Origin of the sequence: Verrucosispora sp. FIM060022 (assembly GCF_003977705.1) — a bacterium.
Taxonomy (GTDB): domain Bacteria; phylum Actinomycetota; class Actinomycetes; order Mycobacteriales; family Micromonosporaceae; genus Micromonospora; species Micromonospora gifhornensis.
Genome location: NZ_RQIV01000011.1, coordinates 1 through 20,485 on the forward strand (window position 1 = coordinate 1; position 20,485 = coordinate 20,485).

General features: G+C 71.3%; 22 protein-coding genes, 1 tRNA gene and 1 pseudogene. 20 read left to right on the forward strand and 4 right to left on the reverse strand.

The genetic code is table 11. From position 1 onward, the window contains the following. From EG812_RS24335 to EG812_RS24375, 9 genes and pseudogenes are all read left to right on the forward strand, one after another. Positions 1-422, forward strand: a 422-nt coding sequence (locus EG812_RS24335) for a hypothetical protein (RefSeq protein ID WP_126712876.1), incomplete at its 5' end; no start/stop codon positions are given. A gap of 548 nt (positions 423-970) precedes the next feature. Continuing rightward, positions 971-4,178: pseudogene (gene fdh / locus EG812_RS24345) on the forward strand (formate dehydrogenase); the annotation flags it as partial. A gap of 106 nt (positions 4,179-4,284) precedes the next feature. Further along, complete coding sequence (locus tag EG812_RS24350) at positions 4,285-5,199, forward strand: 4Fe-4S dicluster domain-containing protein (protein ID WP_126712878.1); 915 nt, start codon at positions 4,285-4,287, stop codon at positions 5,197-5,199. Beyond that, entirely contained in the window at positions 5,196-6,209 is a 1,014-nt protein-coding gene (gene nrfD / locus EG812_RS24355; protein WP_126712879.1) for an NrfD/PsrC family molybdoenzyme membrane anchor subunit, read from the forward strand. The genes EG812_RS24350 and nrfD overlap by 4 nt, the downstream gene beginning before the upstream one ends. Positions 6,210-6,268: 59 nt before the next feature. Beyond that, positions 6,269-6,364: transfer RNA gene (locus tag EG812_RS29130), tRNA-Sec, on the forward strand. A 22-nt stretch (positions 6,365-6,386) separates the two neighbouring features. After that, positions 6,387-7,691, forward strand: coding sequence for an L-seryl-tRNA(Sec) selenium transferase (selA, locus tag EG812_RS24360; protein ID WP_126712880.1), 1,305 nt, complete (start codon positions 6,387-6,389; stop codon positions 7,689-7,691). 2 nt (positions 7,692-7,693) lie between these two features. After that, a complete protein-coding gene (gene selB / locus EG812_RS24365; RefSeq protein WP_126712881.1) occupies positions 7,694-9,451 on the forward strand; it encodes a selenocysteine-specific translation elongation factor in 1,758 nt (585 codons plus the stop codon). Between the two features lie 51 nt (positions 9,452-9,502). Continuing rightward, positions 9,503-9,700: a hypothetical protein gene (locus EG812_RS24370; RefSeq protein WP_013733930.1), complete on the forward strand. Its 198-nt coding sequence runs from the start codon at positions 9,503-9,505 to the stop codon at positions 9,698-9,700. 73 nt (positions 9,701-9,773) lie between these two features. Next, the gene (locus tag EG812_RS24375) at positions 9,774-9,959 is read left to right on the forward strand and encodes a hypothetical protein (RefSeq protein ID WP_013733929.1); all 186 of its coding nucleotides are present in this window, start codon (positions 9,774-9,776) and stop codon (positions 9,957-9,959) included. A gap of 72 nt (positions 9,960-10,031) precedes the next feature. Here the strand turns inward: EG812_RS24375 and EG812_RS24380 are convergent, their stop codons facing one another. Further along, positions 10,032-10,679 (reverse strand): hypothetical protein, encoded by a 648-nt coding sequence (locus tag EG812_RS24380; RefSeq protein WP_013733928.1) that lies wholly within the window; start codon positions 10,677-10,679, stop codon positions 10,032-10,034. Between the two features lie 138 nt (positions 10,680-10,817). Here EG812_RS24380 and EG812_RS24385 point away from each other — a divergent pair, with 138 nt between their 5' ends. Further along, positions 10,818-11,021, forward strand: a complete 204-nt coding sequence (locus EG812_RS24385) for a hypothetical protein (RefSeq protein ID WP_013733927.1) — start codon at positions 10,818-10,820, stop codon at positions 11,019-11,021. Here EG812_RS24385 and EG812_RS24390 read toward each other — a convergent pair. Genes EG812_RS24390 through EG812_RS24400 form a run of 3 tightly spaced genes read right to left on the reverse strand, consistent with a single transcriptional unit; the run spans position 11,018 to position 12,636 of the window. Beyond that, positions 11,018-11,494 carry a hypothetical protein gene (locus tag EG812_RS24390; protein WP_126712882.1) on the reverse strand — a complete coding sequence of 159 codons (477 nt, stop codon included), beginning with the start codon at positions 11,492-11,494 and terminating at the stop codon, positions 11,018-11,020. The genes EG812_RS24385 and EG812_RS24390 overlap by 4 nt on opposite strands. Further along, complete coding sequence (locus tag EG812_RS24395) at positions 11,491-11,703, reverse strand: hypothetical protein (protein WP_013733925.1); 213 nt, start codon at positions 11,701-11,703, stop codon at positions 11,491-11,493. The genes EG812_RS24390 and EG812_RS24395 overlap by 4 nt, the downstream gene beginning before the upstream one ends. Positions 11,704-11,745: 42 nt before the next feature. Further along, positions 11,746-12,636 carry a universal stress protein gene (locus EG812_RS24400; RefSeq protein WP_013733924.1) on the reverse strand — a complete coding sequence of 297 codons (891 nt, stop codon included), beginning with the start codon at positions 12,634-12,636 and terminating at the stop codon, positions 11,746-11,748. Positions 12,637-12,758: 122 nt separating this feature from the next. On the opposite strand from EG812_RS24400, the gene EG812_RS24405 reads away from it, so the two are divergent. The 10 genes from EG812_RS24405 (at position 12,759) to EG812_RS24450 (ending at position 20,324) form a co-directional block, all read left to right on the forward strand. Next, positions 12,759-13,505 carry an SAM-dependent methyltransferase gene (locus tag EG812_RS24405; RefSeq protein WP_013733923.1) on the forward strand — a complete coding sequence of 249 codons (747 nt, stop codon included), beginning with the start codon at positions 12,759-12,761 and terminating at the stop codon, positions 13,503-13,505. 63 nt (positions 13,506-13,568) lie between these two features. Next, complete coding sequence (locus EG812_RS24410) at positions 13,569-14,747, forward strand: PP2C family protein-serine/threonine phosphatase (protein ID WP_013733922.1); 1,179 nt, start codon at positions 13,569-13,571, stop codon at positions 14,745-14,747. 299 nt (positions 14,748-15,046) lie between these two features. Then, a complete protein-coding gene (gene clsA, locus EG812_RS24415) occupies positions 15,047-15,673 on the forward strand; it encodes a cardiolipin synthase ClsA (protein ID WP_013733921.1) in 627 nt (208 codons plus the stop codon). Then, the gene (locus tag EG812_RS24420; RefSeq protein ID WP_013733920.1) at positions 15,670-16,575 is read left to right on the forward strand and encodes a DUF881 domain-containing protein; all 906 of its coding nucleotides are present in this window, start codon (positions 15,670-15,672) and stop codon (positions 16,573-16,575) included. The genes clsA and EG812_RS24420 overlap by 4 nt, the downstream gene beginning before the upstream one ends. Continuing rightward, positions 16,572-16,904: a small basic family protein gene (locus EG812_RS24425; RefSeq protein ID WP_013733919.1), complete on the forward strand. Its 333-nt coding sequence runs from the start codon at positions 16,572-16,574 to the stop codon at positions 16,902-16,904. The genes EG812_RS24420 and EG812_RS24425 overlap by 4 nt, the downstream gene beginning before the upstream one ends. Before the next feature lie 9 nt (positions 16,905-16,913). Next, on the forward strand, positions 16,914-17,834 hold the full coding sequence (locus tag EG812_RS24430) for a DUF881 domain-containing protein (RefSeq protein WP_013733918.1): 921 nt from the start codon (positions 16,914-16,916) through the stop codon (positions 17,832-17,834). A gap of 53 nt (positions 17,835-17,887) precedes the next feature. Further along, positions 17,888-18,268, forward strand: coding sequence for a glycine cleavage system protein GcvH (gene gcvH / locus EG812_RS24435; protein WP_013733917.1), 381 nt, complete (start codon positions 17,888-17,890; stop codon positions 18,266-18,268). Positions 18,269-18,486: 218 nt separating this feature from the next. Then, positions 18,487-18,939 carry an oxoglutarate dehydrogenase inhibitor Odhl gene (gene odhI / locus EG812_RS24440; protein ID WP_013733916.1) on the forward strand — a complete coding sequence of 151 codons (453 nt, stop codon included), beginning with the start codon at positions 18,487-18,489 and terminating at the stop codon, positions 18,937-18,939. A gap of 50 nt (positions 18,940-18,989) precedes the next feature. Beyond that, positions 18,990-19,685 carry a transcriptional regulator FtsR gene (gene ftsR / locus EG812_RS24445; RefSeq protein ID WP_199180050.1) on the forward strand — a complete coding sequence of 232 codons (696 nt, stop codon included), beginning with the start codon at positions 18,990-18,992 and terminating at the stop codon, positions 19,683-19,685. A gap of 174 nt (positions 19,686-19,859) precedes the next feature. After that, positions 19,860-20,324, forward strand: coding sequence for a bifunctional nuclease family protein (locus EG812_RS24450; protein WP_013733914.1), 465 nt, complete (start codon positions 19,860-19,862; stop codon positions 20,322-20,324). Positions 20,325-20,485: the final 161 nt, after the last annotated feature.

The following is a 20,485-nucleotide window of genomic DNA, read 5'->3' on the forward strand; positions in this document are numbered from 1 at the left end:
ATGGTGTGCAGGGTGCGCAGTCGCGTATCGATCTGAACGATGAGCAGGTGGCGAACACGAAGGCGATCATCGCCGCCACGAAGAAGGCCGGCATGGACGAGCGTGCCGCGGTCGTCTCCATCGCCACCGCGTTGCAGGAGTCGAAGTTGGAGAACCTCGGCCACCTGGGTGACCGTAACGACCACGACTCGCAGGGCTTGTTCCAGCAGCGTCCGTCCAGTGGTTGGGGCACGGTGGAGCAGATCACCGATCCCGAGTACTCGACCACCGCGTTCCTGAAGGGTCTGAAGCAGGTTGATGGTTGGCAGGACATGCCGTTGACCAGGGCCGCGCAGACGGTGCAGGTGTCGGCGTACCCGGATCACTACGCCCAGTGGGAGCAGCAGGCCGCTGACCTGGTCGCCAAGTACTGGAACAGCTGACCCCAAAGACATTCCTCCACAGGGGGAGCAAGAAACCATGTGGCCGGCACCCGAACCTGGGTGCCGGCCAAACGGCGTCTACCCACCCACCCCGACAACACCCACGGGGTCCGACGGGATGGACGAAGGTCGACCGGGTCGGGCTGGGGCGACCGTGCCCGGCGTACGGATCAAGCCTGACCGCCCGAAGCCGGGCACAGCCGCCCCAACCCTCCACCGCAACCACCCAAGAACCCGGAAAACCAGTGGGAGTGAGCCGACGGCAAGTGGGAACAAGAACGGGCGTGGGTCGGTTGTACCGAGCGTCGGTGTGATCCAGTGTCCCCGGGCCTCACCTAATTTGCCGTCGCGGAATACCGTCCGGCTGGAGCCGCGTCGCGCCACTCGCCGAGAGGCGACCTGCACACCGACACCCACGCGCCGCCCCCGGCCCCGTCAACGGGCCGGGGGCGGTGTGCTGTTTCCCGAGTTCTGTCGGCCCGGCTGTCCGACTGCGCCCGGCTGCCCTAAGGTCAGAGGCGAAGGATCAAGGGCGGAGGTTGACGAGCGTGGGGCTGCGGGACGTGTTGCTGGGCTGGCCGGTGTACCGGCAGCTCACGGGCACCGATCCGCTGGGCCGGGGCGCGGCGGCGCAGTCCGCTCGTTCGGCCGGGCTCACTGCGCGCACCGAGGACGCCGACCGGGTGGCCCGGTCCGTCTGCCCGTACTGTGCGGTCGGTTGTGGGCAGCGGGTCTTCGTCTCCGACAACCGGGTGACCCAGATCGAGGGCGACCCGGACAGCCCCATCTCCCGTGGTCGGCTCTGCCCGAAGGGGTCGGCGAGCAAGAGTCTGGTTACCAGTCCGCTGCGGCAGACGACGGTGCGGTACCGGCGGCCGTACGCCACCGAGTGGGAGGACCTGGACCTCGACACGGCGCTGGACATGATCGCCGACCGGATTCTCGCCGCGCGTGCCGAGACCTGGGAGGACGTCGACGCCGAGGGTCGTCCGCTGAACCGTACGTTGGGCATCTCCAGCCTCGGCGGGGCGACGCTGGACAACGAGGAGAACTACCTCATCAAGAAGTTGTTCACCGCGATGGGGGCACTTCAGATCGAGAACCAGGCGCGGATTTGACACTCCGCCACCGTCCCCGGTCTGGGGGCCAGCTTCGGTCGCGGCGGCGCGACGGTTTTCCAACAGGACGTGGCGAACGCTGACGTCATCGTCATCCAGGGGTCGAACATGGCCGAGGCCCACCCGGTGGGCTTCCAGTGGGTGATGGAGGCGCGTAAGCGTGGGGCGAAGGTGTTCCATGTCGATCCCCGGTTCACCCGGACCAGCGCGTCGGCTGACACGTACCTGCCGATCCGGGCGGGCTCGGACATCGCGTTGCTCGGTGGGGTGGTCAACTACATCCTGAGCAACGAGTTGGACTTCCGGGAGTACGTGCTGGCGTACACCAACGCGGCGACGATCGTCAGCGAGGATTATGTCGACGCCGAGGACGCCGACGGGCTGTTCTCCGGGTTCGATCCGGCGACCGGCAGCTACGTGCAGGACAGTTGGCAGTACGCCGGGCACGAGCGGGATTCCGGCAGCGGTCACACGGCGATGGAGCGGGAGACGGCCGCCGGGTTGCGGCACGAGTCGCATGGTGCGCCGATCGCCGGGCAGGTCGAGCGGGACGAGACGTTGCAGCATCCGCGCTGCGTGTACCAGATCCTCAAGCGGCACTTCGCCCGCTACACGCCGGAGATGGTGGAGCGGGTCTGTGGTCTGCCGCGGGAGAAGTTCCTGGAGTTGGCCCGCGCGTGGACGCAGAATTCGGGTCGGGAGCGGACCGGTTGCCTGATCTACTCGGTGGGGTGGACGCAGCACAGCGTCGGGGTGCAGTACATCCGTACCGGCGCGATCATCCAGTTGTTGCTGGGTAACGTGGGTCGCCCCGGTGGTGGGGTGTTGGCGCTGCGTGGGCATGCCAGCATCCAGGGGTCCACCGACATTCCGACGCTGTTCAACCTGCTGCCGGGCTATCTGCCGATGCCGCATCACGCCCAGCATCCGACCTTCGACGACTGGGTGGACGCGATCCGGCACCCGGGGCAGAAGGGTTTCTGGGGCAACGCGCGGGCGTACGCGGCGAGTCTGCTCAAGGCGTACTGGGGGGACGCGGCGACCCCGGACAACGACTTCTGTTACGGCTATCTGCCTCGGATGACCGGTGACCACGGGACCTATCAGCAGGTCCTCGACATGATCGACGGGAAGATCAAGGGCTATTTCCTGCTCGGTCAGAACCCGGCGGTCGGTTCGGCGCACGGTCGGGCGCAGCGGCTCGGCATGGCGAACCTGGACTGGCTGGTGGTCCGGGACCTGTTCATGATCGAAAGCGCGACGTTCTGGCAGCGTGGCCCCGAGGTGGCCACCGGGGAGATCGTGCCGCAGGAGTGTCGTACCGAGGTGTTCTTCCTGCCGGCGGCCTCGCATGTGGAGAAGGAGGGCACCTTCACCCAGACGCAGCGGTTGGTGCAGTGGCGGGAGAAGGCCGTCGACCCGCCGGGTGACGCCCGTTCGGAGTTGTGGTTCTTCTACCACCTGGGCCGCAGGCTGCGGGAGAAGTTGGCCGGGTCGTCGTTGCCGCGCGACCGGGCGCTGCTGGACCTGGCCTGGGACTATCCCACGCACGGTCCGCACGACGAGCCGGACGCCGAGGCGGTGCTGCGGGAGATCAACGGGTACGAGGTGGCGACCGGCCGTCCGCTCGCCGGTTTCGCCGAGGCCCGTGACGACGGTACGACCGCGGTGGGCTGTTGGATCTACGCCGGGGTGTACGCCGACGGGGTGAACCAGGCGGCGCGTCGGCGGCCCGGTCGCGAGCAGGACTGGGTGGCGGCCGAGTGGGGTTGGGCGTGGCCGGCGAACCGGCGCATGCTCTACAACCGGGCGTCGGCCGATCCACAGGGCCGGCCGTGGAGCGAACGCAAACGGTACGTGTGGTGGGACGAGTCGGCGGGCCGGTGGACCGGTTACGACGTGCCGGATTTCGAGGTGACGAAGGCGCCGACGTACCGGCCGCCGGAGGGCGCCACGGGTCCGGCCGCGTTGGCCGGCGACGACCCGTTCGTCATGCAGTCCGACGGCAAGGGCTGGTTGTTCGCGCCCAGTGGCGTGGTCGACGGCCCGCTGCCCACGCACTACGAGCCGGCCGAGTCGCCGGTGCGCAACTCGTTCTACGGTCAGCAGGACAACCCGACCCGTAAGACGTACCGGCATCCGGTGAACTCGATCAATCCGAGTCCGCCGCAGGAACACAGCCAGGTGTTCCCGTACGTGTTCACGGTCAGCCGGTTGACCGAGCATCACACCGCCGGCGGGATGAGCCGTACGGTGGCGCCGTTGGCGGAGTTGCAGCCGGAGATGTTCGTCGAGGTGTCCCCGGCGTTGGCGGCGGTGGCCGGGCTGACTCATCTCGGCTGGGCGCACCTGATCAGCGCCCGCGCGGTGATCGAGGCGAAGGTGCTGGTCACCGACCGGCTGGTGCCGTTGCGGGTGGACGGTCGGGTGATTCACCAGCTGTGGTTGCCGTACCACTTCGGATTCGAGGGGTTGGTCACCGGCGACTCGGCCAACGACCTGTTCGGCATCACCCTGGATCCGAACGTGCTGATCCAGGAAAGCAAGATCGGCACCTGTGACGTGCGGCCGGGTCGCCGCCCCACCGGGCCGGCGTTGCGGGACCTGGTGGACGATTACCGCACCCGGGCCGGCATCGTGGCGGGTGCGGTGCCGCCGGCGGTCACCCCCGGTGTGCCGGTCGACCAACCTGGCGAGGCAACGGGCGAGCGGGAGACCGGCGCTGACGAAAGAGGGGACCGGTGATGGTCGACACGGATGACCGGTCGACGCCACGGGACCCGGCGACGGGTGCCGGTTGGGTCGACGCGCCGCCACGGATGGGGTTCTTCACCGACACCAGCGTCTGCATCGGCTGCAAGGCGTGCGAGGTGGCCTGCAAGGAGTGGAACGGGGTACCCACCTCCGGGCTGGACCTGCTCGGCATGTCGTACGACAACACCGGGGCGTTGACCGCGAACTCGTGGCGGCACGTCGCGTTCATCGAGCAACCCCGGCCGGCCGCCGCACCGGAGCAGACCGACACCACCCAGTTCCTGGGGATGCCGCAGTCCGGGCCGCCGGGGCGTACCGGCACGGCCGAGGGGCGCAGCGATTTCCGCTGGCTGATGATGTCGGACGTGTGCAAGCACTGCACCCGGGCCGGTTGCCTGGACGTCTGCCCGACCGGGGCGCTGTTCCGCACCGAGTTCGGCACGGTGGTGGTGCAGGAGGACATCTGCAACGGCTGCGGCTACTGCGTGTCGGCCTGCCCGTACGGGGTCATCGACCGGCGGGTCGACGACGGCCGGGTGTGGAAGTGCACCCTGTGCTACGACCGGATCGGCGCGGGCCTGACGCCGGCCTGCGCGCAGGCCTGCCCCACCGAGTCGATCCAGTACGGCCCCCTCGACGAGTTGCGGGAGCGGGCCGCCGCCCGGGTCGCCACCCTGCACGAGCGGGGGGTGCCCGAGGCCCGGCTCTACGGCCACGACCCCAGCGACGGCGTCGGTGGTGACGGCGCGTTCTTCCTCCTGCTCGACGAGCCGGAGGTGTACGGTCTGCCGCCCGACCCGCAGGTGCCCACCCACGACCTGCCGAAGATGTGGAAACGCGCGGGGGTGGCGGCGCTGGCCATGGCGGCGGGCGCGGTCGTCGCGTTCCTCGGAGGAAAACGGTGAACAGTCAGCAACCGCCGGTGGGGGAGCGGTTCCGCCGGTCCCGCCAGCGGCGGGACGCCGGGTTGACGGTGCCGCCGGCCGAGTTCAGCTCCTACTACGGGCGGCCCATCCTCAAACCGCCGGTGTGGACCTGGGAGATCGCCGCCTACCTGTTCACCGGCGGGGTGGCTGCCGGTTCGTCGCTGCTGGCCGCCGGTGGGCAGTTGACCGGCCGGCCGGCGATGCGGCGCGCCGGGCGGGTCGCCGCGCTGGCTGCCGTCACCGCCAGCGCCGGGCTGCTGGTGAAGGATCTGGGCCGGCCGGAGCGGTTCCACCACATGCTGCGGGTGGCCAAGCCGACCTCCCCGATGTCGGTGGGCACCTGGATCCTCGCCGCCTACGGGCCGGCCGCCGGACTGGCTGCCGTCGCCGAGGCGGCGCCCCTGCTGCCGCGCCGGGGTCCGCTGGGGCTGGCCCGCCGGGTGTTGCCGCCGGTCGGGCGGGTGGCCGGGCTGGCGGCGGCGGTGACCGCACCGGCCCTGGGCACGTACACGGGGGTGCTGCTGGCCGACACGGCCGTGCCGTCGTGGCATGAGGCGTACCCCTATCTGCCTGTGGTGTTCGCGGGCAGCGCGTTGGCCAGCGGCGCCGGGGTGGGTCTGATCGGCGTGCCACCGGCGCAGGCGGGGCCGGCCCGGCGGATGGCGGTGGCGGGTGCCGCGCTGGAGTTGTACGGCGCGCATCAGGTGGAGAGCCGGCTCGGGTTGCTCAGCGAGCCGTACCGGACCGGTCGCGCCGGTCAGTTGTTGCGGGCCGGGCGGGCGTTGACCGCCGTCGGGGTGGCCGGTGCGGTGCTGGGTGGTCGCAGCCGGGTGGTGGCGGCGTTGTCCGGTGCGGCGTTGCTGGCGGCGTCGGTGGCCACCCGGTTCGGGGTGTTCCGCGCCGGGGTCGCGTCCGCCCGTGACCCCCGGTACACGGTGCTGCCGCAGCGGGAGCGGCTCGCGCGGCGGCGTGCCGCCGACATCCCGTAGCGTCAGCGTTCGGCCACCTCCCGGCCTGGTCGCGGCCAGGCTGTGATCAAATGCTGGGTGGAGGCGTTCAGGTGGCTGGTGCCCCTCCCGGTCTTCAAAACCGGTGTGGTCCGGGACCCGGGCCAGGCGGGTTCGATTCCCGTCCGTCTCCGCCAACGCTGCCGAGGAGATGACCCGATGGGCGACGGTTGCGCCGATCCGCGGCGTCGGGTGCCGCGCACCGACGCGCTGCTGGCCGAGCCCCGGTTGGCCGCGGCCGTCGTCGGCCTGGGCCGGGACCGGGTGAAGGCCGCCGTGCGGCAGGCCCAGGACCGGGCCCGCCGCGGCGAGATCGACCCCGATCAGGTACGCGACGCCGCCCTCGCCGCGTTGCCGCCGGCGGCGCCACGTGCCGTGCTCAACGCCACCGGGGTGGTGCTGCACACCAACCTGGGTCGGGCCGCGTTGTCGGACGCGGCGGTGACCGCGATGGTCGCTGCCGCCGGGCACACCGACGTCGAACTGGACCTTCAGACCGGGCGGCGGGCTCGCCGTGGCCGTGACGCGTTGGACGCCCTCGCCGCCGCCGTGCCGCAGGCCGAGGCGGTGCACGTGGTCAACAACGGTGCCGCCGCCCTGGTCCTGGCGGCCACCGCGTTGGCCGCCGGCGCCGAGATCGTGGTCAGCCGAGGTGAACTGGTGGAGATCGGTGACGGGTTCCGGCTACCCGACCTGATCGTCAGCACCGGGGCCCGGCTGCGGGAGGTCGGCACCACCAACCGGAGCACCCTTGCCGACTACGCCGACGCGATCGGCCCGGACACCGGGTTCGTGCTGAAGGTGCATCCGTCGAACTTCCAGGTCAGCGGCTTCACCTCGGCGGTGCCGGTGCGACGGTTGGCCGACCTCGGGGTGCCGGTGGTCGTCGACATCGGCTCCGGGCTGCTTGCTCCCGATGCGTTGCTGCCCGACGAGCCGGACGCGGCGAGCACCCTGACCGCCGGGGCGGCGCTGGTCACCGCCAGCGGCGACAAGCTGCTCGGTGGGCCGCAGGCCGGGCTGCTGCTCGGCCGCGCCGAGCTGGTGGATCGGCTGCGTCGCCATCCGCTGGCCCGGGCGTTGCGGGTGGACAAACTGACCCTGGCCGCGCTGGCGGCGACCCTCGGTGATCCGGCCACACCCACCCGGACCGCGCTGCACACCGACCCGGCGAGTCTGCGGGAGCGCACCGAGCGGCTGCGCGAGGCCATCGCGGCGGACGGGCACAAGGTCGAGGTGGTGCCGTCGGTGGCGGTCGTCGGTGGCGGCGGCGCTCCGGGGGTGGAGTTGGACTCGTGGGCGTTGAGCCTGCCGGAGCACTACGCCCGTCCGCTGCGCACCGGTGAACCGCCGGTGCTGGGTCGGGTCACGCACGGGCGGCTGCTGCTGGATCTGCGGTGCGTGCCGCCGCACGCCGACGACACCGTACGGGCCGCCGTGCTGGCTGTGCCGGGAGAGCACTGATCATGCTGGTGGTGGCCACCGCCGGGCACGTCGACCACGGCAAGTCCACCCTGGTGCGGGCGCTGACCGGAATGGAACCGGACCGGTGGGCGGAGGAACGCCGCCGAGGCATGACCATCGACCTCGGGTTCGCCTGGACGACACTGCCCTCCGGCGCCACTGTCGCGTTCGTCGACGTGCCGGGACACGAACGGTTCGTACCGAACATGCTCGCCGGTGTCGGTCCGGTGCCCGCCGCCATCGTGGTGGTCGCCGCCGACGAGGGGTGGATGCCGCAGTCCGCGGAGCACCTGGCCGCGTTGGACGCGCTGGGGGTCGCGTACGGGCTGCTGGTGGTGACCCGCGCGGACCTGGCCGATCCGGGCCCGGTCCTGGAGCACGCCGGTGCGTACCTGGCGGCGACCTCGCTGCGCGACGTGGAGGCGGTGGCGGTCAGCGCGGTCACCGGCGTCGGGCTGCCGCAGCTGCGGCTCGCGCTGGACCGGCTGGCCGCCCGGCTGCCCACCGCATCGACCGACGGCCCGGTACGGCTCTGGGTGGACCGCAGCTTCACCATGCGCGGCAGCGGCACCGTGGTCACCGGCACCCTGGGCGCCGGTGAACTGCGGGTCGGCACCGAACTGGTGGTGGCCGGCAGCGGCGAGCCGGTGCGGGTACGGGGTCTGCACCGGCTCGGTCAGCCGTGCGAGCAGGTCGGGCCGGTCGCCCGGGTGGCGGTCAACCTGCGCGGGGTGGCCCGGGACCGGATCGCCCGGGGCGACGCTCTGCTCACCCCCGACGGGTTCGCCAGCACCGACCTGATCGACGTGCGGCTGGCCGGTGACCCGGCGGCCGACCTGCCGGCCACACTGACCCTGCACGTCGGGTCGGCGGCGGTGCCGGTGCGGGTACGCCCGCTGGGAGTCGACACCCTCCGGCTGCGGCTGGCCCGGCCGTTGCCGTTGCTCATCGGTGACCGGGCGTTGCTGCGTGACCCCGGACGCCATCACGTCGCCGGTGGGGTCACCGTGCTGGACGTCGCGCCGCCGCCGCTGCGTCGCCGTGGTGCCGCGGCGGCCCGGGCGGCCGTGTTGGCGAGCATGGACGGCCGTCCCGACCTGGCCGGCGAGCTCCGCCGCCGGGGCCTGGTGCGCGCCGCCGACCTGCGTCGGGCGGGGGTGCCGGTGACCGGAGCACCGGTGTGTGGGGACTGGTTGGCCGATCCGGAGCACTGGCGGCAGTTGGGTCGCCGGCTCGCCGACGCGGTCGCCGACCATGCCCGCCGGCATCCGCTGGAGCCCGGGGCGCCGGTGGAGGTGCTGCGTCAGCGTCTGGACCTGCCGGACCGGGCGCTGGTGGAGGCGCTGGTGCGGGCGCCGCTGCGGTTGGCGGCGGGCCGGGTCGGCACCGCCGACGCCGACGCGCTGCCCGAGCCGGTGGCCCGCGCGTTGGCGCTGCTGCGCGAGGAGTTGACGACCCGGCCGTTCCGCGCCCCGGAAGCCGACCGGCTCGCCGCCGTCGGGCTGGGCACCCGTGAGATCGGTGCCGCGGTACGCGCCGGTGTGCTGCTGCGGCTGACCGGCAACGTGCTGCTGCCCTCGGGTGCGCCGCAGCAGGCCGTACGGGTGCTGGCCACCCTGCCGCAACCGTTCACGCTCAGCGCGGCCCGGCAGGCCCTGGACACCACCCGTCGGGTGGCGGTGCCGCTGCTGGAGCTGCTGGACCGGCAGGGCGCCACCCGTCGGCTGCCCGACGACACTCGGATGGTGGTGGGCCGCTGAGTTGGTGGCATCCGTCGGTCGGCGGGCCGGTGCAGCGCCTACCGTGACGGCATGGACCCGAGCGCGGTCTGGCGGGACCGGCAGCACCGGTGGCGGATCGAGGCGTACCGGGCACCGGATCTGCGGTTCGCCATCTTCGCCACCAACGGCACCACCGAGTCGGCGCCGCTGTGGCTGTTCGGCATGTCGGCGTTGGCCCGCTGGCTGATGAGTCACAAGATATCCCTCGATGACCTGGAGACCGACTGAGTTCGTCGCCCGGTCGAGGGATCTGCCGACAAGTGCCGGAAACAGCCCGGTCTGTGCCTTTACCGTGCGAGGCGTGAAGGACCGAGGTATCCGCAAGCTGTTCGCGGTGCTGGCCGGCCTGGCGGTGATCTACTTCGGGACGACCGGCCGCTCCCCGGAGGAGGGAAGTGGGCTCTCCGGCGGGTTGGTGGTGCTGGCGTTGCTCGCGTCGCTGCTGGTGTGGCACCTGACCAAACCCGGCGGCGACGCCGCCAAGTGACGTTGGGCTCAGCCGGCGGCGACGCCGCCACGTGACGGGCTCAGCCGGCGGCGACGCCGCCACGTGACGGGCTCAGCCGGCGGCGACGCTGCGGGTGATCTGCCCCGCCGACTCCTCGCCGAGCGCCACTCGCACCAGGGCCGAGGCCAACCGGCCGAACTCGCCCTCGTCGACCAGACCGGCCAGCCGGTCGGTGGCGGCCGGCAGACCGAGCCGCTTGGCCCCGGCGACCGCGCGCCGGTCGGCGTACGGTCGCAGTTCCGGCCAGACCGTCTGCACCTCGCGCAGGAAGATGTCCGCGCCGGTGGGGCCGATGCCGGGGAACTCGACAAGCAGGCGGCGCAGCTGATCCTGGTCGCCGTCGGCCTGCCGGCGCAGTCGCCGCAGGTCACCGTGCCAGCGGTCCAGGCAGAGCCGGGCGCCGGTGCCGAGCATCGTCGCGGTCCGCTCGTCGTAGCGGCGGTAGTGGCCCCGCCCGAGCGCATCGACCCGCTGCTGCCAGCTCGCCGCCTCCATCGCCGCTGCGGTGCGGTATCCGGCGGCGAACAGTTCCCGGGCGGCGGCCACCGCCACCTGTGCCCTGATCCGGGTACTGAGCAGCGTCACCAGCACCAGCAGCTGGTACAGCGGTGCGGGCCGGTCGGCGAGGGAGATCCCCGCCTCCTCGGCGTACGTGTGGCGGGTCAGCAGGGCCCGCGCGACAGCCCGTTGGTCACCCATCGTCGGGACATACCCGCTGTACGCCCGAGCAGTCCCGGGCCGCAGGCCCGGCTACGGAATGCGGTCGACGGCGATGGGTAAGCCGGTCGTGGACGTGGTCGACTGTCGCGTCCCGCCACTTGGCGAAGGGAGACGACCATGACGAACCCGCAGCAGCAGGAGTTGCGCCGCAACGCCCTGGGCGCCACCAGTCAGGACAGCAAGGGACCGGGTCCGACCGGTCATCCGCGTAACCGTGGCACCTCGCGGGCCGACGCCGGACGCCCGGTGCCTCGGGGACAGGTGTCGCCGTACGGGCCGACCGGGCAGCCGGTCGCGCAGGACGAGAGCGACCGGGACTAACCTCCGGTCACCGTTGACGGCCGCAGCCGGTTCCAGGTGGCTGCGGCCGTCAGCCCGTACGCGAGGTGCGGCAGCAGGTCGGCGAGCCAGTCGCTGCGCCGCCAGGTACGCGGGTCGGTGACACCGAGCAGGGTCAGCGTCCCGTCGGACAGTGTCATCGCCCCGCCGCCGAGCAGCGCCGCGGCCCGCAGCACCGGTTGCCGCCGGCCCCGGGTCAACGCCGCGAAGCCGACGGCGGCGGCCACGCCGAGCCCGTACCCCATCAACGCGCCGAGCCCGGAGAGCCGGTTCTCGGCCCGTTGTGGTGACCCGAGGTCCAGATGGGCCACGTCGGCCACCCGACCGGCGCTCTCCTGCGGGCTATGGCTGGCCGGTCGGGCCCGTACCGTCATGTCCAGGTAGGTGGCGACGTTGAGGGCGGTGGTGCCCACCGCCCCCGCGATCAGCCCGTCGGTGAGCGCGCTGCGCCTCACTTCGGATCACCCGGTTCACGGTTGCCCTTCGGGCCGTAGGTGCGCTCGCCCCGGGCGATGCCCCGCTGACCCCGTTCGTCCTGCAGGATCCGGTTGGCGGCCTCGTCGGCCCGTTCGTCCGTGACGCCCCGACCGGAGTTGTCGAGGGCGTTGCGCAGGCGGGCGCGTTGCTTGTCGTAGGCGTTACTACCAGGCCTCGGTCCAGGCATCGCTGTCTCCTCTGGTGCTCGCCGGTCACGTACGCGCCCCGTCTACCCGCCTGGAGGGGGGCCAACCCCGTCCCCCCGGACCACCGCGACCGGGCAGTGGCTGTGGTGCAGCATCGACCGGCTCACCGACCCCAGCAGCAAACCGGTCAGCTCGCCACGCCCCTGACCGCCCACCACCAGCAGCTGCGCCGTACGGGAGGCCTCGGTGAGCACCTTCGGGGCGCGTCCCCGCACCGATTCACGGCGAATCGTCACCTCCGGGTAGCGGTCGGTCAGCCCGGTGATGGACTCCGCGAGTGCCCGCTCCTCCTCGGCCTGCAGCTGCGACTCGTCGTACACCAGGGGTTGCATGTCGCCCGGGCCGGTCGAGGCGGGATGCCGGTAGGCGTGGGTCGCCACCACCGTGGCGCCGCGGAACGCCGCGGTCTGCACCGCGAACTCCACGGCCCGCCGCGACACGTCGGAGCCGTCGACCCCGACCACGATCGGTCCCTGCGGGTCGGCGGTACCGCGGGCCACCAGGACCGGGCAGCGGGCATGCGCGGCGACGGTCACCGCGACCGAGCCGACCACCAGGGCGGTGAAGCCACCCAGCCCACGGTCGCCGAGGACCACCAGCGCGGCGTCGTCGGAGGCCTGCAGCAGGACGGCTGTCGGCGCACCGTCGACGATCTCACCGGTCACCCGTAGGCCCGGCGCGGTGGTCTGCGCCTCGTCGACGGCGGCGGTGACGAGTTGGTGGGCCTGACCGCGCAGCCCTCCGTCGGCCGGGCCCTCGGTGCCCGGGGTGAAGGGGGAGTGCAGCGACGGCCAGATGAAGGCGTGCACCACCCGCAACGGTCGATGCCTGCGCGCCGCCTCCGCCGCGGCGAGCCGTACCGCGGCGAGTGCCGCCTCGGAGCCGTCCACGCCGACCACCACCGCCGAGTCCACCGCCACCCCCGTCTGCCGGTTTGCGTCAGTATCGCGGGCCGCCGCAGGTCAGCGGGGCTATACCGGCCAGGGGACCGATGTCGGTACGCTGACCCCGACCGCCGGGGGAGGGAGCGTCGTCGATGGTGGAGCCCGACCAGCCGAGTACGGCACGGATGATCGACTTCTGGCTCGGTGGGACGCACCACTACCCGGTCGACGTGGCGGCGGCGCATGCCTTCGAGCAGGCGTACGGGCCGTGCGCGCCGGTTTTCCGGGCGCTGCGGGCCTTCCTCGGCCGGGCCGTCCGCGCGATCGCCGCGACCGGTGTGGACAGCTTCCTGGTCTTCGGCGCCGGGGTGCCGACGATGGGCAACGTGCACGAGGTGGCCCCGGAGGCGACAGTCCTCTACACCGACGTGGACCCGGTCACCATCCGCCTCGGGCAACGCCTGCTGGCCGGCAGCGACCGGGCCGGTTACGGCTACGGTGACGCCACCGACATCGGCACGATCGATCCGGCGTTGCTGCACCGTTTCGTGCCGGGCTGGGGTCGACGGCCGGTGGGTGTGGTGTTCCTCGGTCTGGCCGCCTTCCTCGACGACGAGACCCTCGCCCGCACGCTCGACGAGTTGTACCGGGCGTCTGCTGTGGGCAGTCACCTGGCCATCGACTTCGACACCGAGGAGTTGGCCGGCCACCCCGAGGCGCTGGCCATGATGGGGCCGGCGTTCCGGATGCGCACGCCGGCGGCATTCGCGCCGCTGCTGGGGCGGTGGACGCCCACATCGGAGGGGATCGTCGCGGTGCCGCACTGGCGGCCGGACGGTGCGCCGGAGCAGGTGCCGGACGCCTTCCACGGCGCGGTGGCGGTGCGGTCGGCCGGGTGACCGGGGGTCGCCCCACCTCCGTATGATGCTTGCCCCAGGGCAAGTAATTTTCGGAGGATGGTCATGGCGGATGCGCTCACGGGGATTTCCCGCGCCCTGCGCGAGGCGCCGCCCGACCGGGTGGTCGAGGCCGCCGACCAGGCCATTCGTTCCGTACTCGGTGCCGTGGGCACCGCCGTGTTCGTCGCCGACTACCGGATCAACGGTCTGTGGCCGGTGCTCGACTCCCGCCAGCCGCAGGTCGCCGGTCAGGCGGTGCAGAGCATGGTGCAGCGGTGCTTCAGCAGTCAGCAGTGGGTGCGGGGCGGTGAACCACAGGGCCGCTGCCGGCTCTACCTGCCGCTGACGGTGTGGGGGGAGCGGCTGGGTGTGCTGATGGTCGAGTTGCCGCAGGCGCCGTCGGAGGAGGTCGTCGCCGCGGCAACGGACATCGCCGGCGAGGTGGCCATGGCGTTGCGCGCCGCCGACCGGGAGACCGACAGGTATCGGCGGGCCCGCCGCCGGGAGCGGCTGAGCATGGCGGCCGAGTTGCAGTGGGAGCTGCTGCCCGGGCGCGGCATCAGCCACGAGGCCTTCCAGCTGGCGGGCCAGCTCGAACCGGCGTACACGGTCAGCGGTGACCATTTCGACTGGTCGTTGAATGACGACCGGCTGACCGTCACCGTGCTCAACGGCGACACCATCGGGCTCGCCGCGGCGTTGCTGACCGCGGTGACGGTCAACGCGATGCGCAACGCCCGCCGCTCCGGCGGCGGACTTGTGGAACAGGCCGAACTGGCCTCCGACACGGTCTACTACCAGCATCGGGGGCACCGGCACGTGGCCACCGTGCTGCTCGAACTGGACTGTACGACCGGGCGGGTGCGGGCGGTCGACGCGGGCTCGCCGCATCTGATGCGGTTGCGGGGTGGCGCGGTCACCCGCCTGGTGCTGGAGCAGCAGCTGCCGTTGGGCATGTTCGCCGAGACCCGTTACAACCTGCAGGAGTTCGACCTGGATCCGGGGGACCGATTGTTCGTCGTCTCCGACGGTGTGTGGGGTGCGGACCCGAGCGGCCGGGAGGCGTACGGCCAGCGGGCGATGGCCCGGTCCATGCGGGCCACGCGGTTGCAGCCGCCGAGCGAGGCGGTGGGGACGGTGATGCGCGAGTTGCAGGCCTTCCACGCCGACGCCGACCTGCGCGACGACGCGGTGGTGGTGTGCCTGGACTGGCACGGCGGGGGCGAGCGCGCGGACCGTTGACGAGTACGCACCTGCCCACCCCGACAGCATTCATCCTAGGACGCTTTACGCGTGGTGACCACCGTCACCTCGACACCACGCATCCCACCCGGCACCGCTACAAGGCGAGGCCTGCACCAGGGCCCGATATAGTGGCAGCGCATTCCGCCGGTTCGCGATCTTCGACAGCGGACGGCAGGGCCAGGGACGATCCCGGATCGGGATCACAGGGGGAGTCGGCGTCAGCCGACGGGACAGCACGCACGACCGCCGGCGGACCAGAGGCCCGCGATGGACCGGCGTGCCGCGAAGGAGGTTCGGTGTCGCGTCGGCCCGCTCGAACGGAGCCACCCCAGGCCGCCGACGCCGGTGGAGAGCACCGGGTGCTGACCGTGCCGAACGTGATCAGCTTCGTACGGCTGGCCGGTGTCCCGTTGTTCCTCTACCTGTTCCTGGTCGCGCGCGCGGACGTGGCCGCGGTCGTGGTGCTGGCCGTCGGGGGCACCAGCGACTGGGTCGACGGTTGGATCGCCCGCCGCCTGCGCCAGGTCAGCCGCCTCGGTGAGCTGCTCGACCCGCTCGCCGACCGGCTGTACATCCTCGCCGTCCTGATCGCCTTCACCGCCCGGGACGTGGTGCCCTGGCAGTTCACCGCAGCCCTGCTGGCCCGGGAGGCGCTGCTGCTGGTGTCGTTGGCGGTGCTGCGCCGGCACGGCTACGGTCCGCCGCCGGTGCACTATGTCGGTAAGACCGCCACGTTCCTGCTGCTCGCGGCCTTCCCGCTGCTGCTGCTGGCCGCGACGGTGTCGGCCACCACGGCGGTCGCGCACCCGATGGGCTGGGCCCTGGCCTGGTGGGGTCTGGTGCTCTACTGGGTGGCCGGCGCGTTCTACGTGATCCAGGCCCGCCAGCTGGTGCGGGCGGTACGGGGACGGGGAGAGGCATGAGCGAGCGGGTGGGTGACGACGACGAGCGTCGCGGCGTACGGACCTTCACCCCGGACTTCCTGACCGAGTTGTTCCGTAACCCGTTGGATCCGGGTTACGAAGACGCGGCGCAGGCGCGGGCGCGTCGCGGGGGATCGCCTCGACCCGGCTGGACGGTGAGTCCGGTCAGCCTGGTGTTGATCGTGCTGCTGGGTTTTCTCTGCGCGGTGGCGTACCGGCAGACCACGGCCGAGGAGTCGGGGCGGGCGCAGGCCCGTTCGGGTCTGGTGGCGCAGATCAAGCAGCGGCAGGCCGACACGGACGCGATGTCGGAGCGGGCCGACCAGCTGCGCGATGAGGTGAACCGGCAGCGGGAGGCGCAGCTGAGCGGTTCGCAGGCGTCGCGGCTGCGCAATCTTGCGGCAAGCACCGGTCTCGGTCGGGTGCGTGGCGACGGTGTGGTGGTCCGGTTGGAGGACGGCCCGAGTGGTCAGGATGGCCTCGGTGGGGCCAACGTCGGCCCGTCGCAGGTGCTCTACAGCGACCTTCAGGGGGTGGCCAATGACCTGTGGGGTGCGGGGGCGGAGGCGATCGCGATCAACGGGCAGCGGTTGACGGCGACCTCGACGATCCGGAACGCGGGTCAGGCGATCCTGGTGGACTTCCGGCCGGTGACCGGGCCGTACGAGGTGTCGGCGATCGGTCCGAGGTCGATGCGTGAGCGGTACGAGGCCAGCCGGAGCGCATTGACGATGCGCAAGGTGGCGCAGGACACCGGGTTGTCGTTCGGTGTGCGGCAGGTCGATGACCTCACGTTGCCGGCGGCGCCGGAGCCGCGGCTACGCTACGCGGAGCCTGCGGTGAGTCCGAGTGTGTCGCCGTCGGGTGGCGGGTCCCCCAGTCCCTCCGGAGGTGGTCGATGATCGCGGTGCTGGCTCTGCTGGCCGGTGTGGTGCTCGGTCTGTGGTTGGATCCCACGGTGCCGGCGGCGTTGCAGCCGTACCTGCCGATCGCGGTGGTGGCGGCGCTGGACGCGGTGTTCGGTGGGGTTCGGGCGAAGTTGGACCGCATCTTCGACGACAAGCAGTTCGTGGTGTCGTTCATCTCGAACGTGTTGGTGGCGGCGTTGATCGTGTATCTGGGTGATCAGTTGGGTGTGGGTGGGCAGTTGTCCACCGGTGTGGTGGTCGTGTTGGGTGTGCGCATCTTCGGAAACGTGGCGGCGATCCGCCGGCACCTGTTCCGGGCGTAGGTTTGTGGCGTGACTGACGAGCACACCGAGACGGGTACGGGGTGGCCGCAGCCGGCGGGTCCGGTGCGGCCGGATGGTCCGGCGGGTGAGCCGGATCCGCGGCCGGAGGCGCCGGATCCGGACGAGCTGAGTCCGTTGTCGCCGCAGGGGCGCCCGCCGGAGGACGATGCGCCGGCCAACGGCGGGGACGAGTCGGCGGCGGGGTCGTTCGCGGCGGCGGTGGCGGCGGGTTGGCGGCGGTTCGGTTCCGCGACGGTGATGATCAGCGTGTTGCTGGTGTTGCTGGGGTTCACGCTGGCGGTGCAGTTGAAGACCACGTCGACGGATTCGTCGTTGGCGGCGGCGCGCCAGGAGGACCTGGTGCGGATTCTGTACGACCTGGAGGCGCGGGACGTTCGGCTGCGGCAGGACATCTCGGCGTTGGAGGAGAGTCAGCGGCAGTTGCGTTCGGGTGAGCAGGGGCGTCAGGCGGCGTTGCAGGAGGCGACCCGGCGGGCGGACGAGTTGGGGATTCTGGCGGGTACGTTGCCGGCGCGGGGTCCGGGTCTGGCGGTGCGGTTCCAGGCGGGTGCGAAGCCGATCTCGGCGATCCGGGTGTTGGATGCGGTGCAGGAGTTGCGGGGTGCGGGCGCGGAGGCGATGCAGATTTCCGGTGGTGACCGGGCGTCGGTGCGGATCGTGGCGTCGACGTACTTCCTGGACGGGGAGAACGGCTCGTTGATCGTGGATGGGCGTCCGTTGTCGGGTCCGTTCACGATCACGGTGATCGGTGATCCGGCGACGATGCGTACGGGGCTGAACATTCCCGGTGGGGTGGTGGCGTCGGTTGCGCAGGACGGCGGTAACGTGATCGTTGAGGATCGTGAGGTTGCCGAGGTTTCGGCGCTGCACGTGCCCAGAACACTGGAACACGCCCGTCCGGTCGGTTAGGCCTGGTGGGCCGGCATCGGTGAGGTCCGGTGTCGCGATGGATGAGGACGCTGGTGATTCCTGAGGATCTGCGTTACACCGCTGAGCATGAGTGGGTGGCGGCCGCTGACGGCGGGGCCGTGCGGGTCGGTATCACTCATTTCGCGCAGGATGCTCTCGGCGACATCGTGTACGTGCAGTTGCCGGAGGCCGGTGCGGTGGTGGCGGCCGGTGAGCCGTTGGGTGAGATCGAGTCGACCAAGAGCGTGTCGGAGTTGTACGCCCCGGTGGGGGGTACGGTGTCGGCGCGTAATGAGGTGTTGGCCGACACGCCCGAGGTGATCAACACGGATCCGTACGGGTCGGGTTGGTTGGTGGAGATCGCTGTGGCGGATCCGGCGGCGGTCGACGGGCTGCTCACCGCGGACGCGTATCGCGAGTTGACGGAGAGCTGAGCGTTTTGCTGTGTCGGCGCGTTGGTGTCTGTGCCGCGCGTCCGGTTGCCCTGTTTTTCGGCGCTGGCTAGGCTCGCCCAGTCGACCGAGAACCCATTTGTTGAGCGTCGCGGACAGCCTTTCGGGGCACGGAGAGCCAGCCGCCGGGGGGATGTGCGCCCGGCGGCCAGACCCGCCGTCACCCGACGCCGACCGAAACAGATCCGTGAGGTGGTCCCATGACTCGCCCAGGCGACGAGTTCCCCCCGCTCGACGTCACGTCGACGCTCAATCTCGGTTCGCTCGAAGAAGCGTTGGAGGGGCCGGACACCGATGTGGTGCCGAGCCGGATGTCCGGTTCGTTGCCGCCGGGGATGGCGCTGCTGGTGGTTCGTCGGGGTCCGAACGCGGGTGCGCGGTTCCTGCTGGATCACGATGTGACGACCAGTGGGCGGCACCCGGACAGTGACATTTTTCTCGACGATGTGACGGTGTCGCGTCGGCATGCGGAGTTCCACCGTGATGGTGGGACGTTCACGGTGCGGGACGTGGGCAGTTTGAACGGCACGTACGTGAACCGGGAGCGGGTCGAGGCGGCGACGTTGACCAACGGTGACGAGGTGCAGATCGGCAAGTTCCGGGTGGTGTTCATCGCCGGTCCGCGCCCTGAGGGCGAGGCCGGCCGGGGGTGAACGAGCCTGCGGCCTCGACGCCGTCCGGGGCGGGTCGCGCCCAGCCGTTGATGAGTATCGGCGAGGTGCTGGCCCAGCTGCGGGTGGATTTTCCCGACGTGACCATTTCGAAGTTGCGGTTCCTGGAGGCCGAGGGCCTGGTGGAGCCGCAGCGGACGGCGGCGGGTTACCGGAAGTACGGCTGGGACGATGTTGCGCGGTTGCGGTTCGTGTTGACCGCGCAGCGGGATCAGTATCTGCCGTTGCGGGTGATCCGTGAGCAGTTGGCGGGGTGGGAAGCCACGGGTGAGGTGCCGGAGCGGTCCCGGCCGGCGTTGGTGGCGGTGGGTCCCGATGGTGAGGTTCCGGGGCGGGGTGCTGGTCCGGAGTCGGCTCAGGTGCGGTTGGGCCGCTCGGAGTTGGTGTCGCGCAGCGGGATCGACGAGTCGACGTTGGGGGAGTTGGAGCGGCTGGGGCTGGTGGTGTCGGATCCGCCGGGTTGGTACGACGGCGATGCGTTGATCATCGCGAAGGCGGTGGCGGGGCTTTCGGCGTACGGGTTCCAGCCGCGGCATCTGCGGGGTTATCGGACGGCGGCGGACCGGGAGGTCGGTTTGTTCGCGCAGTTGGTGGCGCCGTTGGTGCGGCAGAGTGATCCGGCGGCGCGGGCTCGGGCGGCGGAGACGGCGCGGGAGCTGGTGGGGTTGTCGCAGCAGTTGCATGCGGCGCTGGTGCGGGTGGGGTTGCGTTCGACGTTGGGGCGCTGAGGCGGCTGTGTGTGGCCGGATCTGCCCGTCGTGCGTGGCGTAGGCTTGCGGGGGTAACCCCTCTTCTGGCGCGGTTGTTGGTGCGGGAAGCGCATGGGACGGCCGTGTCGCGGTCCGTGTACCGTGCAGAGAAGGGCGCGGTGCGGCGTAGGTGACAACGACACGGAGGCGGCGGTGCGCGAGCTGAGCGTGGTCGGGGTTCGGGTGGAGTTGCCCAGTAACCAGCCGATCGTCCTGCTCAGGGAGGTCGAGGGGGACCGCTATCTGCCGATCTGGATCGGCGCGGTGGAGGCGACGGCGATCGCTTACGAGCAGCAGGGTGTCAAGCCGGCCCGGCCGTTGACTCACGATCTTCTGCGGGATGTGTTGGCGGCGTTGAAGGCGCCGTTGCGGGCGGTGGAGATCACTGAGCTGAAGGAGAACGTGTTCTTCGCTGATCTGTTGATCGGTGACGGGGTGCGGGTCTCGGCGCGGCCCAGTGATTCGATCGCTCTGGCGTTGCGGGTCGGTGCGCCGATTCGTTGTGCCGAGCAGGTCCTCAGTGAGGCGGGGATCGTGATCCCTGATGAGCAGGAGGACGAGGTGGAGAAGTTCCGGGAGTTCCTGGAGCAGGTGCGTCCGGAGGATTTCGCCGGCTGAGCTGGTGGACCCGGGTCGCTGCTTGTCCTCACTTCGCCGGTTACTGTCGGTGATGGTGATGCTCGTCGCTGTCGATGCGCGGCGTGTCGCGATGGTTTCTCCGTGGTAACGCGGGCCGGTCGCTATAGGGTTGCCCGTGTCGAGGGGTGCGCGTCTCAGAG